At 54.3% G+C, this 20,507-nt stretch carries 22 protein-coding genes and 1 other annotated feature; of the genes, 7 read left to right on the top strand and 15 right to left on the bottom strand.

Going from position 1 to position 20,507, the window contains the following annotated elements; translation table 11 throughout:
- Nucleotides 1–58 precede the first annotated feature (58 nt).
- Nucleotides 59–382: an HI1450 family dsDNA-mimic protein gene (locus tag BMI79_RS02395; protein ID WP_073534922.1), complete on the bottom strand. Its 324-nt coding sequence runs from the start codon at nucleotides 380–382 to the stop codon at nucleotides 59–61.
- 55 nt (nucleotides 383–437) lie between these two features.
- Entirely contained in the window at nucleotides 438–1,898 is a 1,461-nt protein-coding gene (gene cls, locus BMI79_RS02390; protein WP_076940227.1) for a cardiolipin synthase, read from the bottom strand.
- Between the two features lie 238 nt (nucleotides 1,899–2,136).
- On the opposite strand from cls, the gene BMI79_RS02385 reads away from it, so the two are divergent.
- Entirely contained in the window at nucleotides 2,137–2,313 is a 177-nt protein-coding gene (locus BMI79_RS02385) for a YciY family protein (RefSeq protein ID WP_076940226.1), read from the top strand.
- Nucleotides 2,314–2,353: 40 nt separating this feature from the next.
- Here the strand turns inward: BMI79_RS02385 and BMI79_RS02380 are convergent, their stop codons facing one another.
- Nucleotides 2,354–2,845 (bottom strand): Dps family protein, encoded by a 492-nt coding sequence (locus tag BMI79_RS02380; protein ID WP_076940225.1) that lies wholly within the window; start codon nucleotides 2,843–2,845, stop codon nucleotides 2,354–2,356.
- 131 nt (nucleotides 2,846–2,976) lie between these two features.
- On the bottom strand, nucleotides 2,977–4,449 hold the full coding sequence (locus BMI79_RS02375) for an MFS transporter (protein ID WP_076940224.1): 1,473 nt from the start codon (nucleotides 4,447–4,449) through the stop codon (nucleotides 2,977–2,979).
- Between the two features lie 123 nt (nucleotides 4,450–4,572).
- Here BMI79_RS02375 and BMI79_RS02370 point away from each other — a divergent pair, with 123 nt between their 5' ends.
- Complete coding sequence (locus BMI79_RS02370; RefSeq protein WP_076940223.1) at nucleotides 4,573–5,130, top strand: TetR/AcrR family transcriptional regulator; 558 nt, start codon at nucleotides 4,573–4,575, stop codon at nucleotides 5,128–5,130.
- Between the two features lie 127 nt (nucleotides 5,131–5,257).
- Here BMI79_RS02370 and BMI79_RS02365 read toward each other — a convergent pair whose 3' ends face one another.
- Nucleotides 5,258–5,554, bottom strand: coding sequence for a YciI family protein (locus BMI79_RS02365; protein WP_076940222.1), 297 nt, complete (start codon nucleotides 5,552–5,554; stop codon nucleotides 5,258–5,260).
- A 270-nt stretch (nucleotides 5,555–5,824) separates the two neighbouring features.
- On the opposite strand from BMI79_RS02365, the gene tonB reads away from it, so the two are divergent.
- Nucleotides 5,825–6,556 (top strand): TonB system transport protein TonB, encoded by a 732-nt coding sequence (tonB, locus tag BMI79_RS02360; protein ID WP_076940221.1) that lies wholly within the window; start codon nucleotides 5,825–5,827, stop codon nucleotides 6,554–6,556.
- Nucleotides 6,557–6,621: 65 nt separating this feature from the next.
- Here the strand turns inward: tonB and yciA are convergent, their stop codons facing one another.
- Together yciA and BMI79_RS02350 are read right to left on the bottom strand one after the other, a co-directional pair.
- Nucleotides 6,622–7,050: an acyl-CoA thioester hydrolase YciA gene (gene yciA / locus BMI79_RS02355; protein WP_076940220.1), complete on the bottom strand. Its 429-nt coding sequence runs from the start codon at nucleotides 7,048–7,050 to the stop codon at nucleotides 6,622–6,624.
- A 71-nt stretch (nucleotides 7,051–7,121) separates the two neighbouring features.
- On the bottom strand, nucleotides 7,122–7,661 hold the full coding sequence (locus BMI79_RS02350; protein WP_076940219.1) for a septation protein A: 540 nt from the start codon (nucleotides 7,659–7,661) through the stop codon (nucleotides 7,122–7,124).
- 221 nt (nucleotides 7,662–7,882) lie between these two features.
- Here BMI79_RS02350 and BMI79_RS02345 point away from each other — a divergent pair, with 221 nt between their 5' ends.
- Entirely contained in the window at nucleotides 7,883–9,574 is a 1,692-nt protein-coding gene (locus BMI79_RS02345) for a SulP family inorganic anion transporter (protein ID WP_076940218.1), read from the top strand.
- 48 nt (nucleotides 9,575–9,622) lie between these two features.
- Here the strand turns inward: BMI79_RS02345 and BMI79_RS02340 are convergent, their stop codons facing one another.
- Nucleotides 9,623–10,375 carry a YciC family protein gene (locus BMI79_RS02340; RefSeq protein ID WP_076940217.1) on the bottom strand — a complete coding sequence of 251 codons (753 nt, stop codon included), beginning with the start codon at nucleotides 10,373–10,375 and terminating at the stop codon, nucleotides 9,623–9,625.
- Nucleotides 10,376–10,407: 32 nt separating this feature from the next.
- The gene (locus BMI79_RS02335; protein WP_076940216.1) at nucleotides 10,408–10,833 is read right to left on the bottom strand and encodes a YkgJ family cysteine cluster protein; all 426 of its coding nucleotides are present in this window, start codon (nucleotides 10,831–10,833) and stop codon (nucleotides 10,408–10,410) included.
- Between the two features lie 286 nt (nucleotides 10,834–11,119).
- On the opposite strand from BMI79_RS02335, the gene ompW reads away from it, so the two are divergent.
- Nucleotides 11,120–11,761 carry an outer membrane protein OmpW gene (ompW, locus tag BMI79_RS02330; protein ID WP_125828694.1) on the top strand — a complete coding sequence of 214 codons (642 nt, stop codon included), beginning with the start codon at nucleotides 11,120–11,122 and terminating at the stop codon, nucleotides 11,759–11,761.
- Between the two features lie 129 nt (nucleotides 11,762–11,890).
- Here the strand turns inward: ompW and trpA are convergent, their stop codons facing one another.
- The 6 genes from trpA to BMI79_RS02300 are packed head-to-tail and all read right to left on the bottom strand — an operon-like array spanning nucleotide 11,891 to nucleotide 18,454.
- Nucleotides 11,891–12,697 (bottom strand): tryptophan synthase subunit alpha, encoded by an 807-nt coding sequence (gene trpA, locus BMI79_RS02325; RefSeq protein ID WP_076940214.1) that lies wholly within the window; start codon nucleotides 12,695–12,697, stop codon nucleotides 11,891–11,893.
- Nucleotides 12,697–13,887 (bottom strand): tryptophan synthase subunit beta, encoded by a 1,191-nt coding sequence (gene trpB / locus BMI79_RS02320; RefSeq protein WP_076940213.1) that lies wholly within the window; start codon nucleotides 13,885–13,887, stop codon nucleotides 12,697–12,699. Before trpB ends, trpA begins: the two co-directional genes overlap by 1 nt.
- Before the next feature lie 40 nt (nucleotides 13,888–13,927).
- A complete protein-coding gene (gene trpCF / locus BMI79_RS02315; RefSeq protein WP_076940212.1) occupies nucleotides 13,928–15,292 on the bottom strand; it encodes a bifunctional indole-3-glycerol-phosphate synthase TrpC/phosphoribosylanthranilate isomerase TrpF in 1,365 nt (454 codons plus the stop codon).
- 3 nt (nucleotides 15,293–15,295) lie between these two features.
- Nucleotides 15,296–16,294, bottom strand: a complete 999-nt coding sequence (gene trpD / locus BMI79_RS02310) for an anthranilate phosphoribosyltransferase (protein ID WP_076940211.1) — start codon at nucleotides 16,292–16,294, stop codon at nucleotides 15,296–15,298.
- Between the two features lie 16 nt (nucleotides 16,295–16,310).
- Nucleotides 16,311–16,892: a glutamine amidotransferase-related protein gene (locus BMI79_RS02305; protein WP_076940210.1), complete on the bottom strand. Its 582-nt coding sequence runs from the start codon at nucleotides 16,890–16,892 to the stop codon at nucleotides 16,311–16,313.
- The gene (locus BMI79_RS02300) at nucleotides 16,892–18,454 is read right to left on the bottom strand and encodes an anthranilate synthase component 1 (RefSeq protein ID WP_076940209.1); all 1,563 of its coding nucleotides are present in this window, start codon (nucleotides 18,452–18,454) and stop codon (nucleotides 16,892–16,894) included. Before BMI79_RS02300 ends, BMI79_RS02305 begins: the two co-directional genes overlap by 1 nt.
- A gap of 25 nt (nucleotides 18,455–18,479) precedes the next feature.
- Nucleotides 18,480–18,583: a sequence feature (Trp leader region), on the bottom strand.
- 263 nt (nucleotides 18,584–18,846) lie between these two features.
- On the opposite strand from BMI79_RS02300, the gene rnm reads away from it, so the two are divergent.
- Nucleotides 18,847–19,734, top strand: coding sequence for an RNase RNM (gene rnm, locus BMI79_RS02295; RefSeq protein WP_076940208.1), 888 nt, complete (start codon nucleotides 18,847–18,849; stop codon nucleotides 19,732–19,734).
- 41 nt (nucleotides 19,735–19,775) lie between these two features.
- Nucleotides 19,776–20,396, top strand: a complete 621-nt coding sequence (locus BMI79_RS02290; protein ID WP_076940207.1) for an L-threonylcarbamoyladenylate synthase — start codon at nucleotides 19,776–19,778, stop codon at nucleotides 20,394–20,396.
- Nucleotides 20,397–20,507 lie beyond the last annotated feature (111 nt).

Genomic DNA, 20,507 nt, shown 5'->3' with positions numbered 1-20,507 from the left:
GACGAGTAACCAATAAAAAACCTGCCGCTGGGCAGGTTTTTTTATCTCGATGAGGCGCTTATTCTTTCCACAAAATGTGGCACAGCTTGTGGTCTTTTTCACGACAAATCAGCACGCGGGCAAAAACGTCATTGATGGGTTCACCGTCGCTGTCTGCCAGGCCAATCACCACCTCAGCAAAGAAGTCCGGGTTCAGATCGTAATCGACATGTTCCTGCCAATCTTCTGCCGGATCGTACAGCTCTGCGCCGCCACGCTCTTCGAACTGCAGATTGAACAGCAGAATATCCGCCGGATCGAGATTGTCGCCAGCCAGTTCCAGGAAAATGTCGTAAGCCTGCTCCAGCGTTTCGTCTTCGGTAAGACGATTATTCAAATCCATAAAAAATCCCGATAACAAATGAATTGGCGTTATTAAACCATGCCCGTTGCGGCTTTTACAGCAACGGACTGAAAAAGTAGAACAAACGCTCAACGATACGGTGCCAGAACGGGCGCTTCAGCCACTCTTGGGCATCCAGCAACTGCGAGCGGGCGATATAGTCATCCTGTACACAGGCCAGGTCGCTACCAAAACCGGCATCGTCAATCACCAGTGTGATCTCAAAGTTCAGCCACAGGCTGCGCATGTCCAGATTGACCGTGCCCACCAGGCTGAGTTGGCCGTCAACCAGCACGCTCTTGGTATGCAGCAACCCGCCTTTGAACTGGTAAATCTTCACCCCGGCTTCCAACAGCTCGGAGAAGAAGGCGCGGCTGGCCCAGCGCACCATCATCGAATCATTGTCGTGTGGCACGATAATGCTGACTTCAACACCGCGCAGCGCAGCGGTACAGATGGCATGCAGCAGATCGTCACTGGGCACGAAGTAGGGCGTGGTCATGATGAGCTGTTCACGTGCGGAATAGACCGCCGTGAGCAATGCCTGGTGGATCATCTCTTCAGGGAAACCAGGGCCGGAAGCGATCACCTGAATGGTATGGCCGGTTTCCTGCTCGAACGGCATGATATTGACGTCGGGTGGCGGTGGCAGAATACGTTTGCCGGTTTCGATCTCCCAGTCACAGGCGTAAACAATCCCTAAGGTGGTGGCTACTGGGCCTTCGGTCCGGGCCATCAGATCGATCCACTGGCCAACGCCTGCGTCTTGCTTGAAGAAGCGCGGATCGACCATGTTCATGCTGCCGGTATAGGCGATGTAATTGTCTATCAATACGATCTTACGGTGCTGTCGCAAATCCATACGGCGCAGGAAAACGCGGAACAGATTAACCTTGAGCGCTTCGACCACTTCGATTCCGGCGTTGCGCATCATGCCTGGGTAGGGGCTGCGGAAGAACTGCACGCTCCCGGCGGAATCCAGCATCAGGCGGCAATGCACCCCACGGCGTGCGGCGGCCATCAAGGATTCCGCCACCTGATCCGCCAGGCCCCCAGGTTGCCAGATGTAAAACACCATCTCAATGTTGTGCTGCGCCAGTTCGATATCGCGAATCAACGCCTTTAGCGTGCTGTCGGTAGTGGTGAGCAGTTGCAACTGATTCCCTTTGACGCCGTCAATACCCTGCCGATTATGGCAAAGCTGGAACAGCGGGCGGGCAACTTCACTGTATTCGGTGGCAAAAATCCGGCGGCTTTCTTTCAGCTCATTCAGCCAGCGTGCGGTAGACGGCCACATGGCTTTGGCGCGCTCGGCACGGCGTTTACCTAAATGCAATTCACCGAAAGATAAATAAGCGACTATCCCCACCAGCGGCAGAATATAGATCACCAACAACCAGGCCATGGCGGAAGGGGCAGTGCGTCGTTTCATAAGAATACGCAATGTGACACCGGCGACAAGCAGCCAGTAGCCAAACACCAGAAGCCAACTGATTACGGTATAAAATGTTGTCATAAAGACGAAAAATCCTGTTCAGAAACCCCTAACAGTGAGTGTACGCACAGAATGGTAAAGGTGAAACCTTTTCCCCGCACTTAAGTGACATAAAAATGATTGATGAAAGGCACTTGCCGAAAATAAAAGAGTACTTTTCTGCAAGCCGATGCGTGTAAACAGCATTTGATAGGCGACTTGGATTGCCGTCTGAAAAGGCTATAATGCCCGCGGTTGGCATTGGATGGGTGAAAGAACGATGAAACGCAGTAGAAACGAGGTGGGGCGCTGGCGGATGCTGCGGCAGATCCAGCGGCGCAGGCGCCATTGGCTGGAGCGCCAGTCCTGTAGTAACCGACATATCATTCGCGTACGCCGCCGGTTGGACGATCAGCACCGCCGCGCATTGTTGTTTGTCATGGCTTATGAATGGTGAAACAAAAACAGTCCCGCTTTGGGACTGTTTTTGGTAAGGATTATTTGCCCAGATAAGCGTTCAGCATCCATACCTGCTTTTCCTGCTCTTTGATGTAATCGCTCATCAGTGAGGAGGTGCCTTCATCACCAGCATCAGCGGCCAGCGTCAGCAGTTCACGCTGCTGCTGCAGCAGAATGGCGTAACCATTCAGCAGGCCGCGTAGCGTGCCTTTGTCGTCGGTCACGTTGGTATCTTCTTTGATGTCTGCGGTTTTCAGGTAGTCACTGAAAGCATGACGCGGTTGTGAACCCAGGGTTAGAATACGTTCCGCCAGCTCATCGACTTTGAGCAACAGATCGTTGTAAGTCTCTTCAAATTTAACGTGCAGTTCAAAGAAGTGCGGCCCGGAAATATTCCAGTGATAACCGCGTACGTTCATATACAGCACCTGATAGTTCGCCAGTAATGCATTCAGAGCGTCAGAGAGTTTTGCTGATTGCTTGGTATCCAGGCCAATATGCGTTTTTGCTGTTTTCTTTGCCGTTGCCATAATAATCTTCTCCTGATTGTGGGTTCCAATGATCTCGTTGACACAATAACTGGATTAATCTCAAGGTTAAAGACGATAGCAAGTATCACTATAATCGCTCAAACCGATAGTACAAAAGTAGAGTAGAGCCTTTATTGACGCAGGGCGAATTTTAATACTCCGGCGCCTAGGCTCACCAGCAGGGTGGCGGCAACCAATACGGCGATAAATGCACGATCGAACGCAGAGCGCGCCAGTTGGATCAGCTCTGCTGCGCTGTCAGCACTCATATTACCCGCTACGCGCAGCGCTTCATCAATGCTGTCATAGGCCAGATCGCCTACCTGCAGGCTATCTGGCAGTGCCAGGCTATGGCTGTAGACCGCCGTCATCAAGCCGCCCAATAGCGTGATGCCCAGCACGCCACCCAGTTCCCAGGAAACGTCTTCGATAGAGGCCACCATACCGGCTTTTTCTTCTGGGGCATTCAGCATGATGGCGGTAGACGCGGCCGTAATGGCGCCGCCAAGACCAAAGCCGATAATAAACAGACAAATAAGCTGCATTACCACGTTGCCTTGATACCAGAAAACGACGCCAAGAATACCCAGCGCGGTGAGGATAAAACCACCGATCAACATACTGCGCTCACCATAGCGTGGCATTAACATCCCGGCTAATGGGCCAGCCAGCGCAGAGGCCACTGGAATAGGGAGAATAAACAGCGCGGCCATTAAAGGCGACATTCCAAGCACCAGTTGCAGGCGTTGACTCAAGACCAGTTCAACCCCAACCAGTGCGATCATCGACATGATCGCCACACCGACACCGCTGGCAAACATACGGTTGCGGAACAGAGAAAAATCGATCATTGGATGCAGGGCGTGCTTCTGGCGGCGCACAAATAGCGTCAGAAACAGGATGCCGAGCGTCACTGCAAGGGCAAAGTCGCGCAGCGAAAGGCTGGGCTTACTCAATTCTTTCAACGCATAGATAGCCGCTACCAGGCCGAGCATGATCTGTATCGAACCCAGCACATCATAAGGGCGCTTATGATCACCGCCGCATTGTGGGATCAAATAGCATGCCAAGGGCAGTACCAGCATCACTACCGGCACGTTGATCAGAAATACTGCTCCCCACCAAAAAGAGGCCAGTAAGGCTCCGCCGACGACGGGCCCAAGCGCTGCGGCACCGGAGGCCACTGCTGCCCAGATGCCGATAGCCAGCGCGCGTTCACGCTCATCGGTAAACACGTGGCGCACAATGGATAAGGTGGCGGGCATCATCATGGCAGCCCCGACGGCCAGAAATGCGCGTGCCGCGATCAGCCACTGCGCGCTGGGGGAAAAGGCGGCGCACAGCGAAGCCAGGGCAAAAACCGGTAACCCGGCGATAAACATATTCTTATGGCCAAGGCGATCGCTTAGCATACCGGCTCCCGGCAGCAATCCGGCGACCACCAAGGGATAGGCGTTCACTATCCAGAGTTTTTGTGATGCAGTGGCATCCAGCGCCAGGGTCAGACGCGGCAAAGCGGTATAAAGCACCGTCATATCGGTAATAATGAGAAATAATGCGCTGGAGATCATTACCAGGATTAACCAGCGGTTTTGGGCGTGCATAATTTTATCCTAAAAAAACCGACGGCGCGGCTGCGCCATCTTGTGGTAACCACCCAATGTCTGCAGTGGTATACTGATTATAATATAAAATCCATACGTTCGTATTGAAAAGAGAATTTCTTAATGGGACGTCAACGAAGCATCGATCGTGACAAAGTGCTGGATGCAGCAGAGGAGATTGTGGCTACCCAAGGTGCCGCCGGGTTAACCATTGATTCGGTGGCTAAAGCCATGGGGATTTCTAAAGGTGGGGTGCAGTATTGCTTCGGTAATAAGGATGCTTTGATTGACGCAATGTTTGAACGCTGGGGCAAAGCTTATGACCGGGTTTTTGACAGCATTGCGGGTAACGATCCGGCTCCGATTACCGTTGTGCAGGCACATATGCAGGCCACACGCAGTTCCGATCAGGCATCCAGCGCCAAAGCGGCGGGCTTAATGGCCACGTTAATACAAACGCCGGAGCATCTGGGCAGCACGCGAGAATGGTATCGCGGCCGTATCGCAGGATTGGATCTGAACACTGAACAGGGCAGAAAGGCGCGATTGGCGTTTCTGGCAACTGAAGGGGCCTTTATGCTGCGCTTTTTTGGCTTTATGGATATTGAACAATCAGAGTGGGACGATATGTTTGCCGATATGCAAAAGTGGGTTCTCAACGAAATGGTTCAACATGATTAACCTATCACAGCGATAGGTGGCGGCCATATCATTCGGGGAGTATGTTTAATCCATAACTATTTAACAAACAAGAATTCCCTCGAAGAACCCACTTAGCCAGCCACACTCCGTGCTGGCTTTTTTTTGCTTAAAATACCTGCTTGAAGGGTTTTACCGTGACATCCGCATACACGCCAGCGGCGACGTAAGGGTCTTGCTGGGCCCAGGTTTTTGCAGCTTCCAGAGAGGCGAATTCTGCGATCACGGTAGACCCGCTAAAACCGGCTCTGCCGGGATCGTTGCTGTCGATCGCCGGGTTAGGGCCTGCAACGACCAATCTGCCTTGATCACGCAGCGCCTGTAGGCGGGCCAGGTGTGCCGGGCGAGCGGCCAAGCGTTTTTCCAGTGAATCGGGGACGTCTTGCGCGTAGATCAGATAAAGCATGTTTCACCTTTAAAATCATTACTATAGAACGGTGATGCCAAATTAGCGTAAAACGGGTAGCAAGGGAACGCCGATCCACATAATTTTGTGCCACTGAAAAAGAAAGATGAGGAATAGAAGTAAAAAGCACAGGATAAAGGCTAAACAGAGGTTAATATCCCTACTAATTAACAGGGTTTGGTCATGATTAAACCGATAGTTCGGTTTTCGTTATTGAATATGATTACCATTTGCATTTAAACTTAGCGGACCAGAGGAAATAGAATCATTATGCCGCTAAAGAAGATGTTCCTTATTCGCCGTTTTTCCGTGCCAATCGTTCTCTCCGTTGGCTTGCACAGTGCCTTGGTGGCTGCCTTGCTTTATGCTTCAGTAAAAGAAGTGATGGAGTTGCCCAAGCAACAAGAAGATGCTCCCATAAGCGTCATGATGGTCAATATGGCAGCACTGGCTGAGCCACCGCCGCCTGCTGCCGCAGAGCCGGAAACACAGGCAGAACCCGAGCCGGAACCGCTCCCTGAGCCACTGCCAGTGCCGGTCGCGATCCCGAAACCGGTGCCTGAAAAACCGAAACCGAAGCCCAAACCAAAGGTTGAAAAGCAGGTGAAGCGTGAAGTAAGGAAAGCAGAACCGCGTGAGCCTTCGCCTTTTGAGAGTGATTCACTGGCTAAATCGCTCGACAACGCGCCGATCAAACAGACACCTGCCGCGCCCGCTCCAGGGAGTTCACGGGAATTGGGGCCAAAGGCGTTGAGTCTGACTAAACCGATCTATCCCGCGCGGGCATTGGCGCTGCAAATTGAAGGTAAGGTAAAAGTACAGTTTGACATCGACAGCGATGGGCGCGTGACGAATATCCGTATCCTGTCGGCAGAGCCGCGTAACATGTTCGAGCGTGAAGCGAAACAGGCGATGCGTAAATGGCGTTATGAACCTAAAGCGGCACAGAATCTGACGAAAAACTTTATTTTTAAAATTGATGGTTCAACCGATTTGAACTGATGCTGTTTGAGCATTAAAAAAGGGCTGCCTGAGGTATCTGGCAGCCCTTGTGCATTTTGTGATAGTTATTCTTCGGTGCCAGTGCGGAAGTTCGTCTTGCCATCCGGCAGTGCTCGCGGGTTACCTTCAGCATCGACGGCCACATAGGTGAATACCGCTTCCGTGGCGCGATAGCGCTGGCCGATAGGCGCGGAAGATACCTTTTTCACCCACACTTCAATGTTAACGGTAATGGAACTGCGGCCGGTACGGATGCAATTGGCATAGCAACAAACCACATCGCCAACCGCGACGGGCTTCAGAAAGGTCATCCCGTCGACGCGTACGGTCACTACGCGCCCTTCGGCAATCTCTTTTGCCAGGATCGCACCACCGATATCCATTTGCGACATCAGCCAGCCGCCGAAAATATCGCCGTTGGCATTAGTATCCGCTGGCATAGCCAGCGTGCGCAGTACCAGCTCCCCGCTGGGTAAAGGTCGTTGTTGTGTCATCACGGTCTGCTTTATCAAAAAGGAATCACATTAATAGCGCCCACGACAAATCGCGTGGGCATCAGCACAGGCTATTTTTTTTGTTCTGCTGGCATATGTCGATAAATGTAGATACCGCTCAACAAGGTAAATACCAACGTCAGCGCGGTTAGGCCGAAGACCTTGAAGTTGACCCAGACGTCTTGTGGCAGCCAGAACGCCACATAGATATTGGCCAGGCCGCAGGCAAGGAAGAACAGCGCCCAGGCCAGATTGAGGTTGCTCCACACTTTATCGGGCAACGTCAGCTCTTTCCCCAGCATGCGCTGGATCAACGGCTTTTTCAGGATCAGTTGGCTAACCAATAACGCCAAGGCGAACAGGGTATAAATAACGGTGACTTTCCACTTGATAAAGAGATCGTTGTGGAACACCAGCGTCAACGTACCAAATACCGCCACCATCACGAAGGTGATCAGCGTCATCTTCTCAATTTTGCGATATTTGAACCAGGTAAAGACCAAGGCCAAGGCGGTAGCGGCGATCAAGGCACCGGAGGCAACATAGATATCGTAGAGCTTATAAAAAGCGAAAAAGACAATAAGTGGCAGAAAATCAAGAAACTGCTTCATAAATCAATCCATCATGAGTTTATCGGCCGACTATACCGGATTCGGCGGGATCTGTGTACTGCAGGAAAGCGCTGATTATCGGTGTTTGGCCAACAGATTTCCGCTGGCTGGGGCGGAATTTGCATAAACTTACGATTCTCTGCAGGGTTATTGCCTTGCGAGGCCAATGCATCGCATAGTAAACCTGATAATAGACAGATAATTTACTATGGAAAATAGCTATGCAGTGGAAATCTCTCCAGGCGCTGACGCCTGGTTTGACACATTTGTTAGGGTATGAACGCAGTTGGTTAAAACCGGATATCCGTGCCGGGTTGTCGGTGGCAGCAGTGGCGTTGCCGGTGGCGATTGCTTATGCCGAACTGGCGGGCGTCAGCCCGGTCGTCGGGCTCTACTCATGTATTTTGCCGATGATTGCTTACGCGATTTTCGGCTCATCGCGCCAGTTGATCGTGGGCCCGGATGCCGCCACCTGTGCGGTGATCGCCGCCGTGGTAACGCCGCTTGCCGCTGGGAACCAGGAGTTGCACTGGCAGCTAACCATCATGATGACCGCCATGATGGGAGGGTGGTGCGTGCTTGCCAGCCGCTTACGTTTCGGGGCTCTGGCCGATTTGTTATCCCGGCCCATTCTCAGCGGATTACTGAACGGCGTGGCGGTGACTATTGTTGTTGATCAAATTGGTAAAGTTGCTGGTTTCAGCACCCATCCTGCGCAACTGATCGAGCGGATTTATGCGTTACCCGGTAACTTATTGCGCAGCGATGGGCTGACCATCGGCGTTTCTCTGCTAACGCTGTTCGTGTTGTTCAGCGTTAAAAAACTGCGGCCAAACTGGCCAGCTCCGCTGTTTGCCATCATGTTGGCGACCTTTATCACTTGGGCGGGGGAGTTGCAGCAGCACGGCATTATTACCGTTGGCGGTTTCAGCGGCACGCTGCCCATCGTTCAGTGGCCAGATTTTCAGCCAGGGTTACTGCGTGACATGGTGATCCCTGCCTTGAACCTGGCGGTGGTGAGCTTTGTCAGCATGATGCTGACTGCCCGGAGCTTTGCGGCAAAAAATGGCTACGAAGTGAATGCCGATACCGAGTTCCGCGCGCTGGGGCTGGTAAACATTGTTTCTGCACTGTCGCAAGGGTTCGCTATCAGCGGTGCGGATTCACGCACGGCGGTAAACGATGCCAACGGTGGCAAGAGCCAGCTGGTTTCGATCATTGCCGCGGTAGTGATTGCCATCGTGCTGCTGTTCCTGACCGAACCGCTGCAGTTTATTCCCGTAGCGGGCTTGGGCGTGGTGTTGATGTATGCCGCCTGGTCGCTGCTCGATATCCGGGGTATCTGGATCCTGCGTCGGCGCAACGCGCAGGCGTTTCGCCTGGCGGTGTTCACGTTCATCAGTGTGCTGCTGGTGGGGGTGATCAGTGGCATCGGTCTGGCGGTATTGCTTGGGTTGATGCAATTTCTGCGTACCGTTTTCCGCCCTACCGAGCAATTGCTGGGGGTGAACGACGAAGGCATGATTCACTCGATGGGGAATAATAATGGCGTGAAAGCGGTCGCGGGGGTGATGATGTACCGTTTCAATTCACCGCTGACCTATTTTAACGTGGCTTATTTCAAGCGGCGTATCCTCAACCTGGTAGACAGCACGCCATTTCAGCCACGCTGGGTGGTGATTGACGCGGTGGCCAGTTTTACTCATGCAGATATCAGCGTATTGGCAGCCATTGATGAATTGAAGCGCGATCTGTTACAGCGTAACGTGAAGCTGGTGCTGGCTGGGCGGCGCACCGAACTGACGCGCTGGTTCCGCATCAACCGCGTAGGGCGCGATCAGGACCTGATTCTGGTGCCAGACCTCTATTTGGCCCTGAAGCTGATCCAAAGTAAGGAACAAGCAGAGCCTTAAGCAAAAAGGGCACGCCGAAGCGTGCCCTTGACATATCCAGTGAATAAATCAGTCGCGCAGCAACATATACAGGCGCGACAGATAAATCAGCAGCAGGGCAGAAACCAGGTTGCTGAGTGCCGTCAGGACCACGCTGGCGACGTTTGGTGTCAGAACCGACAGATGGCTGACCATAAACAGCACCAGCAACTTGGCGGCCAACCACAGCATCATGGCAGGAACAATCACACGGGCATTGGCGAAGGCCAGCTTGCAGCTCAATCTTATTGAAGCAAACACGCCTCTCTGGTCGGCAACAGAAATCACCGGCGCCAGCGAGAATGAGATCGCCAGGATCACGCCGGGCACGATGAACAGCGTCAGGCCAAGCTGGATCAGCAGGGTGCAGATAAACAGCAGCAGCAACAGACGCGGCAGCAGCGGTGCAGCAGTACCGATAGCCCGCAGTGCGCTGGTGCGTACGCCTTGGGAAACCAGACGGATCAGTGTCAACATCCCACCCACCAGCAGCACATTACCCACCAGAGCAGAAAACGTCGCGGCCGCAGAGACTTTTAACAACACCATTTGTTGCTCTGGTGTCATTTGCTGAATGATTTCCTGGATCCCCATACCGGCGGTTGACGTAAAATCACTTTCCGTGGCGCTCAGCAGTTTCAACTGCTCAACATCCGGGCTGAAAGCCTGATTGAGCAGCACAGAAATGAGCCCGGTCAACAGAGCCAGTAACAGGATACTGGCCAGTTGGTTACGGAAAAAGTTAAAACTGTCACGGTACAACGTGTTGGCCGTGATAGGCATGCAGACTCCTTGGCGTCGAGAACAAAGACAAATCAGTAGGTAATTGTACCCTGTTCCGCGCCGCTGTGGCACCCCGTGAGTTGCACAGCGCCTATTTCTTCGGCGATTAACCTGTTCGGAGCAAACGGCAGGGGTGGCAGTTGGTAACGAGCACGCGCCCGATCGCAGGCTTCATTATGCACGCCGTTTTCCCCAGATTGCGCGAACTCACGACACGGGCTTGGCCGATTGAGATAGATCGAACAGGATACCGTTTTACCGATCTCGCCTTGCAGGGCGCTACAGCGTGGAGATTTGCTGTTGGTGCCCTGCATACAGCGCAGGAAAGGGGTTAGGGGTTCAGTGACAGATAAAGGCACAGTGCCGCCGCCATCTTCCGCTTCAGCCCAATAGAATGATACTCGAAAATAACCGCAGCAGGCGCCGCAACTGATACAGGGATTTTGAATTTCGCTCATCTTGATTGCCCAGTGACTCCTTACGGTCACCAACCAAAACCAACATGAACGACAAAGTTACTCAGCGGCAATTTTTTTAGCAACTGAAAATTGGCATGCATATCATTTTTTGCAACAAACGGCCTTTTTTGATTTAGGTCAATTCTTGATTTATTAGCGGCTTAGGTGGCCTTGTTTTTGGTATGAATTTAAATTTTTACACATAAGATGTGATCTCGATTGGATCATAAATACCCTTTAGTAGGTATATTCTTCGAGACTGTAAACCACACAAATGGAATGGATAATGAAAAAGACAACTCTGGTGGTATTGGCGGCTATGATGGCCCCCATGTTTGCAAGTGCGCATCAGGCGGGTGATTTCCTGTTCCGTGCGGGCACCGCGACAGTGCGCCCAAATGCGGGTTCGGATAATGTTCTGGGTCAGGGATCGTTTGGTGTCAACAACAATACTCAGTTGGGCTTAACCTTCGGTTACATGGTCACGGACAATATCGGCGTTGAACTGTTGGCGGCGACGCCTTTCAACCACAACGTGTCACTGAAAGGCAGCGCGGTAAGCGGTGATATTGCCAGCGTGAAACATCTGCCGCCAACGCTGATGGCACAGTACTATTTCGGTGACAAGCAGGACAAACTGCGTCCTTATCTGGGTCTTGGTCTTAACTACACAATGTTCTTTGATGAGAAATTCAATGACTATGGTAAGAGTGCCGGGCTGAGCAATCTGGACCTGAAAAACTCTTGGGGTGTAGCAGCTCAGGCTGGTTTGGATTACAACCTGGATGAGCACTGGATGTTGAACATGTCAGTATGGTGGATGAACATCGAGACTCAAGTTCGCTTTGACGCTGGCGATCAACATCAGAATATTGATACGCGCCTGGATCCGTTCGTCTTCATGTTCGGTGCGGGTTACCGTTTCTAATATCACTTTACAGCAAAGAGGCACCGCTCGGTGCCTCTCTCTGTTTCATCTGCCGTATACCCACCCAACACAACATTGAACGGGTTTCATAACCGGGCACCAACGGCTGCACCCGGCATTTGATGGGGATCAGGCGTGGGTTGCCGCTTTCATTTCGCGCACAAACTTGCCCAGTTTAGCCAGCATTTCTGCGGGTTGTGCCTGGTTCTGCTCGATGATTTTTACAATCGCCGAACCTGAGATCGCACCGGCAGCGCCAGATTGCAGCGCATCTTTCACCTGCGAAGGTTCAGAAATACCAAAGCCCTGCAGCGGCGGTGCCGCATGGTATTCCCGCAGTTTGTTCACCAGATGATGCAGTGGCAACTGTGCGCGGCTTTCTGTGCCGGTGACTCCAGCGCGCGACAGCAGATAAGTGTAGCCGCGGCCATGCGAGGAGATCTCACGCAGCAGATCGTCGTCGGCATTCGGTGGGCAGATAAAGATCGGCGCGATGCCGTAGCGCGTTGCCGCCGCGCGGAACGGTGCCGATTCTTCAAATGGAACGTCAGCGATTAACACCGAGTCCACCCCTACTTCTGCGCAACGCTGATAAAAAGCGTCGATGCCTTTGTGGAACACCAGGTTGGCATACATCAACAGGCCGATGGGAATGATCGGGTGCTTCTGGCGGATCGCCGCCAGCATTTCAAAACAATGGCTTGGCGTGACGCCAGAGGCGAAAGCGCGCAGGGCGGCACCTTGGATGGTCGGGCCATCGGCCAGCGGATCGGAGAACGGGATCCCCAGTTCCAACGCGTCGGCACCGTTTTCGACCAGAGTGTCGATGATTTGCAGCGACAGCGCCGGGTTAGGATCGCCCAGGGTGACAAACGGCACGAACGCGCCTTCTCTGTTGCCTTCCAGGCGTTTAAACAGCTGCTGGTAACGTTCCATCAGATTTCTCCCCGAGCTTTCAGAATATCGTGAACGGTAAATATGTCTTTGTCGCCGCGGCCGGACAGGTTAACCACCAGGATCTGCTCTTTTTCCGGGGTTTCACGGATCATTTTCAGCGCATAGGCCAGCGCATGGGAAGACTCCAGCGCCGGGATAATGCCTTCGTGGCGCGACAAGGCTTTGAACGCTTCCAGCGCCTCATCGTCGGTAATCGACACATATTCTGCGCGGCCGATGCTGTTCAGATAGGCGTGCTGCGGCCCGACGGAAGGGAAGTCCAGCCCGGCGGAAATAGAGTAAGACTCTTCGATTTGCCCTTCGGAGGTTTGCATCATCGGTGCCTTCATGCCGAAGTAAATGCCGACCCGGCCATGCTTCAGTGGGGCGCCGTGCTGGCCGGTTTCGATACCCATGCCAGCCGGTTCAACGCCGATCAGGCGGACGCTGGCGTCGTCGATGAAATCGGCAAACATGCCAATGGCGTTGGAACCGCCGCCAATACAGGCCAACACCGCATCCGGTAAACGGCCTTCGCGCTCCAGCATCTGGGCTTTGGTTTCTTCCCCGATCATCCGCTGGAATTCACGCACAATGGTAGGGTAAGGATGCGGGCCTGCCGCCGTACCGAGCATGTAGTGGGCTTTTTCGTAAGTGCCAGACCAGTCGCGCAGCGCTTCATTGCAGGCATCTTTCAGCGTGGAGGAGCCGCTGTGCACCGGGATGACTTCAGCGCCCATCAGGCGCATGCGGAATACGTTCGGTGATTGGCGCTCAATGTCTTTTGCGCCCATATAGATGCGGCATTTCAGCCCGAGCAGCGCGCAGGCCAGCGCTGAAGCCACACCGTGTTGACCTGCGCCGGTTTCCGCAATGATCTCGGTTTTGCCCATGCGCTTGGCAAGCAGCGCCTGGCCTAGTACCTGATTGGTTTTGTGCGCGCCGCCGTGCAGCAGATCTTCACGCTTCAGGTAGAGCTTGGTTTTGGTGCCTGCGGTCAGGTTTTTACACAGCGTCAGGGCGGTTGGGCGGCCAGCATAGTTTTTCAGCAGATCGATAAACTCTGCCTGAAACTCTGGATCGCGCTGTGCGCTGACGAAGGCTTCTTCAAGTTGTTTCAGGGCCGGCATCAGAATTTGTGGCACATACTGACCACCAAATTCGCCGAAGTAGGGGTTAAGCAGCGTCATGATGTTTCCCGTTATTATCCATTAAAAATTGTGTTCACAATCAGTAAGCGCGCAGAGCCTGGAACACCGCAGTCAAACGTGCGGCATCCTTGATACCGGGCTGGCTCTCTACGCCGGAATTAAAGTCGAGGCCCGCACAGCCGAGCTGGGCGGCGGCAGCGCAGTTGTCGGCATTCAAGCCACCGGCCAGCATCACATTACTCAGGGTTTCCCCCTGCAGCAGCGCCCAGTTGAAACGCACACCTGTACCACCGGCTCCGTTATCCAGCAGATAACGATCCACATGCTGCAGATCGCGGGCGGGCAGGTGCTCTTTTACGCTCAAGGCTTTCCAGATTTGACAGGCCGCGGGCAGCTTGGCGCGCAGGGCGCTGATATAAGCCTGGTCTTCTGCGCCGTGCAGTTGCACGGCATACAGGCCCAGCTGTTCTGCCGTGTGCGCCAGGGTTTCCACCGGTGCGTCGCAGAAGACGCCAACGTACTTCAGCGGCGCTGCGGCAATCACTTCCCGGCTGCGGGCGATGTCGATGCAGCGCGGTGAGCGCTCAACAAAGATCAGCCCACCGTAGTTGGCACCGGCCTGATAGGCGGCGGCGGCGTCTTGCGGGCGAGTCAGACCGCAGACTTTGTTGTCACCCAGGATCACCCGGCAGACCGCACTGCGCAGATCGCTTTCCGACATCAGCGCACTGCCGATCAGGAAACCGTTGGCAAAGTGGCTGAGCTCGCGGATCTGACCGTAGTTGTTGATTCCCGATTCGCTGATCACCGTAACGCCCTGCGGCACCTGGGGTGCCAAGACGCGGGTGCGATTGAGGTCGATCGAAAGATCGCGCAGATCGCGGTTGTTGATGCCGATCACTTTGGCTTCAAGCTGCACCGCGCGTTGCAGCTCTTCTTCGCTGATCACCTCGGTCAACACGCCCATATTCAGGCCGTGGGCCACCGCAGCCAACTGACGGTATTGCTCGTCATTCAAGACCGACAGCATCAGCAGGATGGCATCGGCCTGATAATAGCGCGCCAGGTAGATCTGGTACGGATCGATAATGAAATCTTTGCACAATACCGGCTGGGTAACGGTTTTGCTCACCAGCGGCAGAAAATCGTAGCTGCCCTGGAAATATTTTTCATCGGTGAGCACAGAAATCGCCGAGGCGAAATCCTTGTAGACCGCAGCGATTTCCACCGGATCAAAATTTTCGCGGATCACACCTTTAGAAGGTGAGGCCTTTTTGCATTCAAGAATAAATGCCGTTTGGGTTCCTTGCAGCGCCTGATAAAAACTACGGTTGCTTGGCACAATCTCATGCTGAAAGTGGGCGAGTGGTTGCTGTTGGCTTCGTGCCGCGACCCATTGCGCTTTATCACGAACAATCCTGTTGAGCACGGTTTCCTGCTGCATTACTTATCCTCTTGCTGCCAAAGCGGTAACACGGCTATAGGCCTGCCCGCTGTGAATCATATCCAGTGCCTGTTGCGCGTTGTGGCGCAGATCTTCCTGCCCAAATAACTTCATCAGCAGCGCTACGTTGGCGGCCACCGCTGCGGCGTGAGCCGGTTCACCGTTACCTTGTAACAACCTTGCCAGAATGTCACGGTTTTCTTCCGGTGATCCTCCCAGCAAGGAGTCCAGCGAATAACTTGTCAACCCAAAGGATTGTGGCGTCAGTTGATAGCTTTCAATCTCACCGTTATTCAGCTCGGCCACGTGGGTGGTGGCATGAATAGCCACTTCATCCATCCCGCCGCCGTGCACCACGGCCGCGCGTCGGTAGCCCAACACGCGCAGGGTTTCGGCGATGGGCAGCACCAGTTCCGGGCTATAAACCCCAATCAGCGCCAGCGGCGGGCGTGCCGGATTGATCAGTGGGCCGAGCACGTTGAACACCGTGCGGGTTTTCAACTGTTGACGCACCGGCATCGCGTGGCGGAAACCGGTGTGATACTGCGGTGCAAACAAGAAGCACACGCCGAGCTCATCTAGTGCCTGGCGCGATTTTTCTGCCGGCAGATCCAGGCTGATGCCAAACGCCGCCAGAAGATCGGAAGATCCCGAACGGCTGGAAACGCTGCGGTTGCCGTGTTTGGCGATTTTGGCACCGCAAGCTGCTGCAACAAAGGCGCTGGCCGTCGAAATGTTAATGCTGTTGGTGCCGTCACCGCCGGTACCAACGATGTCCGCAAAATCATAATCCGGCCGTGGGAATGGCAGCGCATCATCCAGCAATGCTCTGGCCGCTCCGGCAATCTCTTCAGGGCGTTCGCCGCGAATTTTCATGCTGATCAGGGCGGCAGCCAACTGGCTGTGTTCCAGTTCGCCGCGCATGATGGCGCTGAACAGTTGCTGGCTTTCCTGCTGGTCCATCGACTCTGATCGATACAGCTTTTGAAGAATAGGTTGCATAGTCATTTTCTCTCAATTATTTCGTCAGAGCCCAGGCCAATGTCTGCTCAAGCAGACGCGCGCCGTGGGTAGTCAGGATCGATTCAGGGTGGAACTGGAAACCACAGACGCGGTGCCGATCGTGGCGCACCGCCATCACCATGTCACCGAAGCGGGCGTTTACCGTCAGTTCGGCTGGGATATTACTGCCGACCAGCGAGTGGTAGCGCGCGACCGGCAGCGGATTCGGCATGCCAGCAAACATCCCTTCGCCATCATGAGTAATAGCAGACGCCTTGCCATGCAGGATCTCACCGGCTTGCCCCACGTGGCCGCCATAGGCTTCAACAATGGCCTGATGGCCGAGGCAGATACCCATAATCGGCATCTGGCCGCGCAGCCGCTGCAGCAGTTCTGGCATGCAACCGGCGTCCGCTGGGGTGCCAGGGCCGGGGGAGAGCATCAGCACCGGTTGTTCCATCTGTTGCAGCCGTTCGACGATGATATCGGCGGCGATCTGGTTACGGTAAATCACTACCTGATGACCACTGGCACGCAGTTGATCAACCAGGTTGTAGGTAAAGGAATCGACGTTATCGAGCAGCAAAATATCGGCCATTAGAACACCTCCTTGGCCTGATGCGCGCTGGCGATGGCACGCAGCACGGCGCGTGCTTTATTACGGGTTTCATCGGCTTCTGCCTGGGGAACGGAATCCAGCACCACACCGGCACCGGCTTGCACGGTGGCAATGCCGTCTTCAACATAGGCTGAGCGGATGACAATACAGGTATCGAGATCGCCATGGGCGGTGAAATACCCAACTGCGCCGCCGTAGCTGCCGCGGCGTGAGCCTTCGGAGGCGGCAATCAGCTGCATAGCACGCACTTTTGGTGCGCCGCTCAGGGTCCCCATGTTCATACAGGCCTGATAGGCGTGCAGCACGTCGAGATCGGCGCGCAGGGTGCCGACCACGCGGGAAACCAGGTGCATTACGAAGGAGTAACGATCGACTTTGGTCAGGTCAGCCACATAGCGGCTGCCCGCTTCGCAGATACGCGCCAGATCGTTGCGCGCCAGATCGACCAGCATCAGGTGCTCGGCCAGCTCTTTGTGATCGGTACGCATTTCCAATTCGATGCGGCTGTCGAGATCCAGATCCAGAGAGCCATCGGCACGGCGGCCACGCGGGCGGGTACCGGCGATCGGATAAATTTCGATCTGGCGGTTGGTAGCGTCATATTTCAGCGCGCTTTCCGGTGAAGCGCCGAACAGGGTGAACTCGTCATCCTGCATGAAAAACATGTAAGGGCTCGGGTTGCTGTCTTTCAACGTTTGGTAGGCGGCCAGCGGTGCCGGGCAAGGCAGCGAGAAACGGCGTGAAGGCACTACCTGGAAGATTTCGCCATGGCGGATCGCCTGCTGCAGTTCATTGACCACGGCACCGTACTCCTCATCGCTCTGGTTGCAGCTTAACTGCATGTTTTCCAGCTTCTGATGGGGGATCGCTTGGGGAACCTGCTGCAAATGGGCCTGAATCTGTTCAAGACGCTGTTGCAAACGCTGTGACTCGCTGCTTTCACCGGTGAACACGCTGGCTTGCAAACGGGCAACGCCGCATTGGTGATCGAGAACCAGCAGGGTTTCTGCCAGATAGAAGCAGAAGTCAGGGCAACGCTGGTCGTGGCGCAGTTCCGGCAACGCTTCGAACCCGGCGACCAGATCATAGGCAAACAGGCCGCCGAGCAACATGGCTTCGCGTTCGTCTGCCGGGGCATCGACCAGCGTCAGCAAGGAGCGTAGTGCATCGAAAACCGACAGTGAACGTAGGCGGGCATCTTCATCCTGCACGGCGTCGATGGCAGGGAACACCAATTCACGGCTGTTCGGGCGCACCTGGATCTGCACTGCGCTCGGCAGCGCCTCGTCCAGTAACGGCAACAGCGCCGCGCCATTAGCGGTGAGTGCTTGAATGCTGACTTTACGGCCCAGAGCGGTAATGCGCAGAGCGCTGTCGATCACCAGCAGGCTTTTCAGGTTCTGTTTGCTGGTGATCTCTGCTGATTCCAGCAGCAGGGTGGCCGGGCGGGCGCCACACAGCTGGTGGAAAATCGCCGTGGGATCGCCGCGGTAATCGGCCTGCGCCGTCAGCAGGTTAAGTTGTGGTTTGATGTTCATCATCGGTAGTTCCAGTTAAATTTTTTCCGTAAAAAAGCCCGCGTAACTAGCGGGCTTAGGGAATCTGCAGTGTCAGATGACAGGTATGCGTGATTACTCCGCCCGTGAAAGGGAGGTACGCCACCAACGAAGAAGAGAAGTTTGCTTAATCATCTTATGCTCTCTTGATTATCATCCAGCACGGCCATTGCCGTGAACTTGTGTACTAGTAAACTAGTTCAGGAGTGTAAAGTCAACCCTCTTTTCGCACAACAGCTTAGCGCCAAGTATGAAATCTTGTCATTAACAGGGGGAGGTGGAAGGGCGTTGGGGCTGAAGGCGAAGGGATAATAGATTTCCGTCTAGCCTACTATAACGGTTATGATATAAAACCAAGCCATTGCAGGACATCTCTTTTGACAGACAGTAGCCCACAGTCTTCCGCTTTTACTCTGTACGATCTCCACAGCCATACCACCGCCTCCGACGGCTATCTGACGCCGACGCAGTTGGTGCAGCGTGCGGTTGAGATGCGCGTTGGTGTGTTGGCGATTACCGATCATGACACTATTAATGGTTTGGCAGAGGCCGCGGCGGCGATCGTGCAGCAGGCGTTGCCGTTGCAGTTGGTCAACGGTGTGGAGATTTCCACCCTGTGGGAAAACCACGAGATTCATATTGTGGGCTTAGGCATGGACATTGCGCATCCCGCATTGACCCAACTGCTGGCCGAACAGACGCAGCGCCGCAACCTGCGAGCGCAGGAGATTGGCGTGCGGCTGGCGAAAGCGCGCATTCCCGATGCGTTTGCCGGAGCACAGCAACTGGCGGGAGATGGCGCGGTGACGCGTGGTCATTTTGCTCGTTATCTGGTGCAAACCGGCGTGGCCGATAACCTGGCGCAGGTATTCAAAAAGTATCTTGCGAAGGGGAAAACCGGCTATGTTCCGCCACAGTGGTGTACAATAGAACAAGCTATTGATGTGATTCATCAATCCGGCGGGCAAGCCGTGATGGCTCACCCTGGCCGCTACGAACTGACGGCCAAGTGGCTCAAGCGTTTGCTGGCGCATTTTGCCGAAAACGGTGGCGATGCCATGGAAGTGGCGCAGTGTCAGCAGGCACCGCATGAACGCACGTTGTTGGCTAAGTATGCGCAGGATTACCAATTACTGGCGTCACAGGGCTCTGATTTTCATCAGCCCTGTTCGTGGATCGAACTGGGACGGAAGCTGTGGCTACCCGGCGGCGTTGAGCCGGTGTGGCGTGACTGGCCACAGCAGGCGAAAACCGCAGCCCAATAAGCTTTCGCGTTGCCAGCATGTATCATTTTCAGGAGTAACAGATGAGCCAGTTATTTTATATTCACCCAGATAATCCGCAGCAGCGTCTGATTAACCAGGCGGTTGAAGTGCTGCGCAAGGGCGGGGTGATTGTTTACCCAACGGATTCTGGCTACGCGCTGGGCTGCAAACTGGAAGAAAAGGCGGCGATGGAGCGAATTTGCCGTATCCGTCAGTTGGATGGCAACCACAATTTCACCCTGATGTGTCGCGATCTGTCGGAACTGTCGACCTATGCCTATGTGGATAACACGGCGTTTCGTCTGATTAAGAACAATACGCCGGGTAATTACACCTTTATTCTGAAAGCCACCAAAGAAGTGCCGCGCCGCCTGATGAACGACAAACGTAAAACCATCGGCCTGCGTGTGCCTTCTAATCCGATCGCACTGGCATTGCTGGAAGTGTTGAACGAGCCGATGATGTCGACCACGCTGATGCTGCCGGGCAATGATTTTGCTGAGTCCGATCCGGAAGAGATCAGTGAGCACCTGGGTAAGCAGGTGGATCTGGTGATCCACGGTGGTTTCCTCGGCCAGCAGCCGACCACGGTGATCGATCTGACCGAGTCTGCGCCAGAAGTGGTGCGCGAGGGGGCGGGCGATCCTGCTCCCTTTCGATGAAGTGCCCGATGAAGGCGGTTCCAACCTCGGATAAAGCCTGTATAATACGCGGTTGGTTTTAACCAAGAGATGACTTTTGTGGCCGCACTCCGCCGGAATACGGCCACAAAA

This window comes from Serratia oryzae (genome assembly GCF_001976145.1).
Lineage (GTDB): Bacteria > Pseudomonadota > Gammaproteobacteria > Enterobacterales > Enterobacteriaceae > Chania > Chania oryzae.
This window is presented reverse-complemented; position numbering and strand designations above follow the sequence as displayed.

Coding starts and splice junctions, on each gene's coding strand:
- BMI79_RS02365 (WP_076940222.1), bottom strand. CDS start 5,554: ATGCTTTATCTGATCTACGCGCAAGACGTCCCCGATTCACTGGAAAAA.
- BMI79_RS02380 (WP_076940225.1), bottom strand. CDS start 2,845: ATGGCAACGGCAAAGAAAACAGCAAAAACGCATATTGGCCTGGATACC.
- BMI79_RS02385 (WP_076940226.1), top strand. CDS start 2,137: ATGAAACGCAGTAGAAACGAGGTGGGGCGCTGGCGGATGCTGCGGCAG.
- trpB (WP_076940213.1), bottom strand. CDS start 13,887: ATGACGCTGCTTAACCCCTACTTCGGCGAATTTGGTGGTCAGTATGTG.
- yciA (WP_076940220.1), bottom strand. CDS start 7,050: ATGACACAACAACGACCTTTACCCAGCGGGGAGCTGGTACTGCGCACG.
- BMI79_RS02345 (WP_076940218.1), top strand. CDS start 7,883: ATGCAGTGGAAATCTCTCCAGGCGCTGACGCCTGGTTTGACACATTTG.
- BMI79_RS02370 (WP_076940223.1), top strand. CDS start 4,573: ATGGGACGTCAACGAAGCATCGATCGTGACAAAGTGCTGGATGCAGCA.
- trpA (WP_076940214.1), bottom strand. CDS start 12,697: ATGGAACGTTACCAGCAGCTGTTTAAACGCCTGGAAGGCAACAGAGAA.
- BMI79_RS02305 (WP_076940210.1), bottom strand. CDS start 16,892: ATGGCCGATATTTTGCTGCTCGATAACGTCGATTCCTTTACCTACAAC.
- BMI79_RS02290 (WP_076940207.1), top strand. CDS start 19,776: ATGAGCCAGTTATTTTATATTCACCCAGATAATCCGCAGCAGCGTCTG.
- trpD (WP_076940211.1), bottom strand. CDS start 16,294: ATGCAACCTATTCTTCAAAAGCTGTATCGATCAGAGTCGATGGACCAG.
- BMI79_RS02375 (WP_076940224.1), bottom strand. CDS start 4,449: ATGCACGCCCAAAACCGCTGGTTAATCCTGGTAATGATCTCCAGCGCA.
- cls (WP_076940227.1), bottom strand. CDS start 1,898: ATGACAACATTTTATACCGTAATCAGTTGGCTTCTGGTGTTTGGCTAC.
- BMI79_RS02350 (WP_076940219.1), bottom strand. CDS start 7,661: ATGAAGCAGTTTCTTGATTTTCTGCCACTTATTGTCTTTTTCGCTTTT.
- ompW (WP_125828694.1), top strand. CDS start 11,120: ATGAAAAAGACAACTCTGGTGGTATTGGCGGCTATGATGGCCCCCATG.
- BMI79_RS02335 (WP_076940216.1), bottom strand. CDS start 10,833: ATGAGCGAAATTCAAAATCCCTGTATCAGTTGCGGCGCCTGCTGCGGT.
- BMI79_RS02395 (WP_073534922.1), bottom strand. CDS start 382: ATGGATTTGAATAATCGTCTTACCGAAGACGAAACGCTGGAGCAGGCT.
- BMI79_RS02300 (WP_076940209.1), bottom strand. CDS start 18,454: ATGATGAACATCAAACCACAACTTAACCTGCTGACGGCGCAGGCCGAT.
- tonB (WP_076940221.1), top strand. CDS start 5,825: ATGCCGCTAAAGAAGATGTTCCTTATTCGCCGTTTTTCCGTGCCAATC.
- trpCF (WP_076940212.1), bottom strand. CDS start 15,292: ATGCAGCAGGAAACCGTGCTCAACAGGATTGTTCGTGATAAAGCGCAA.
- BMI79_RS02340 (WP_076940217.1), bottom strand. CDS start 10,375: ATGCCTATCACGGCCAACACGTTGTACCGTGACAGTTTTAACTTTTTC.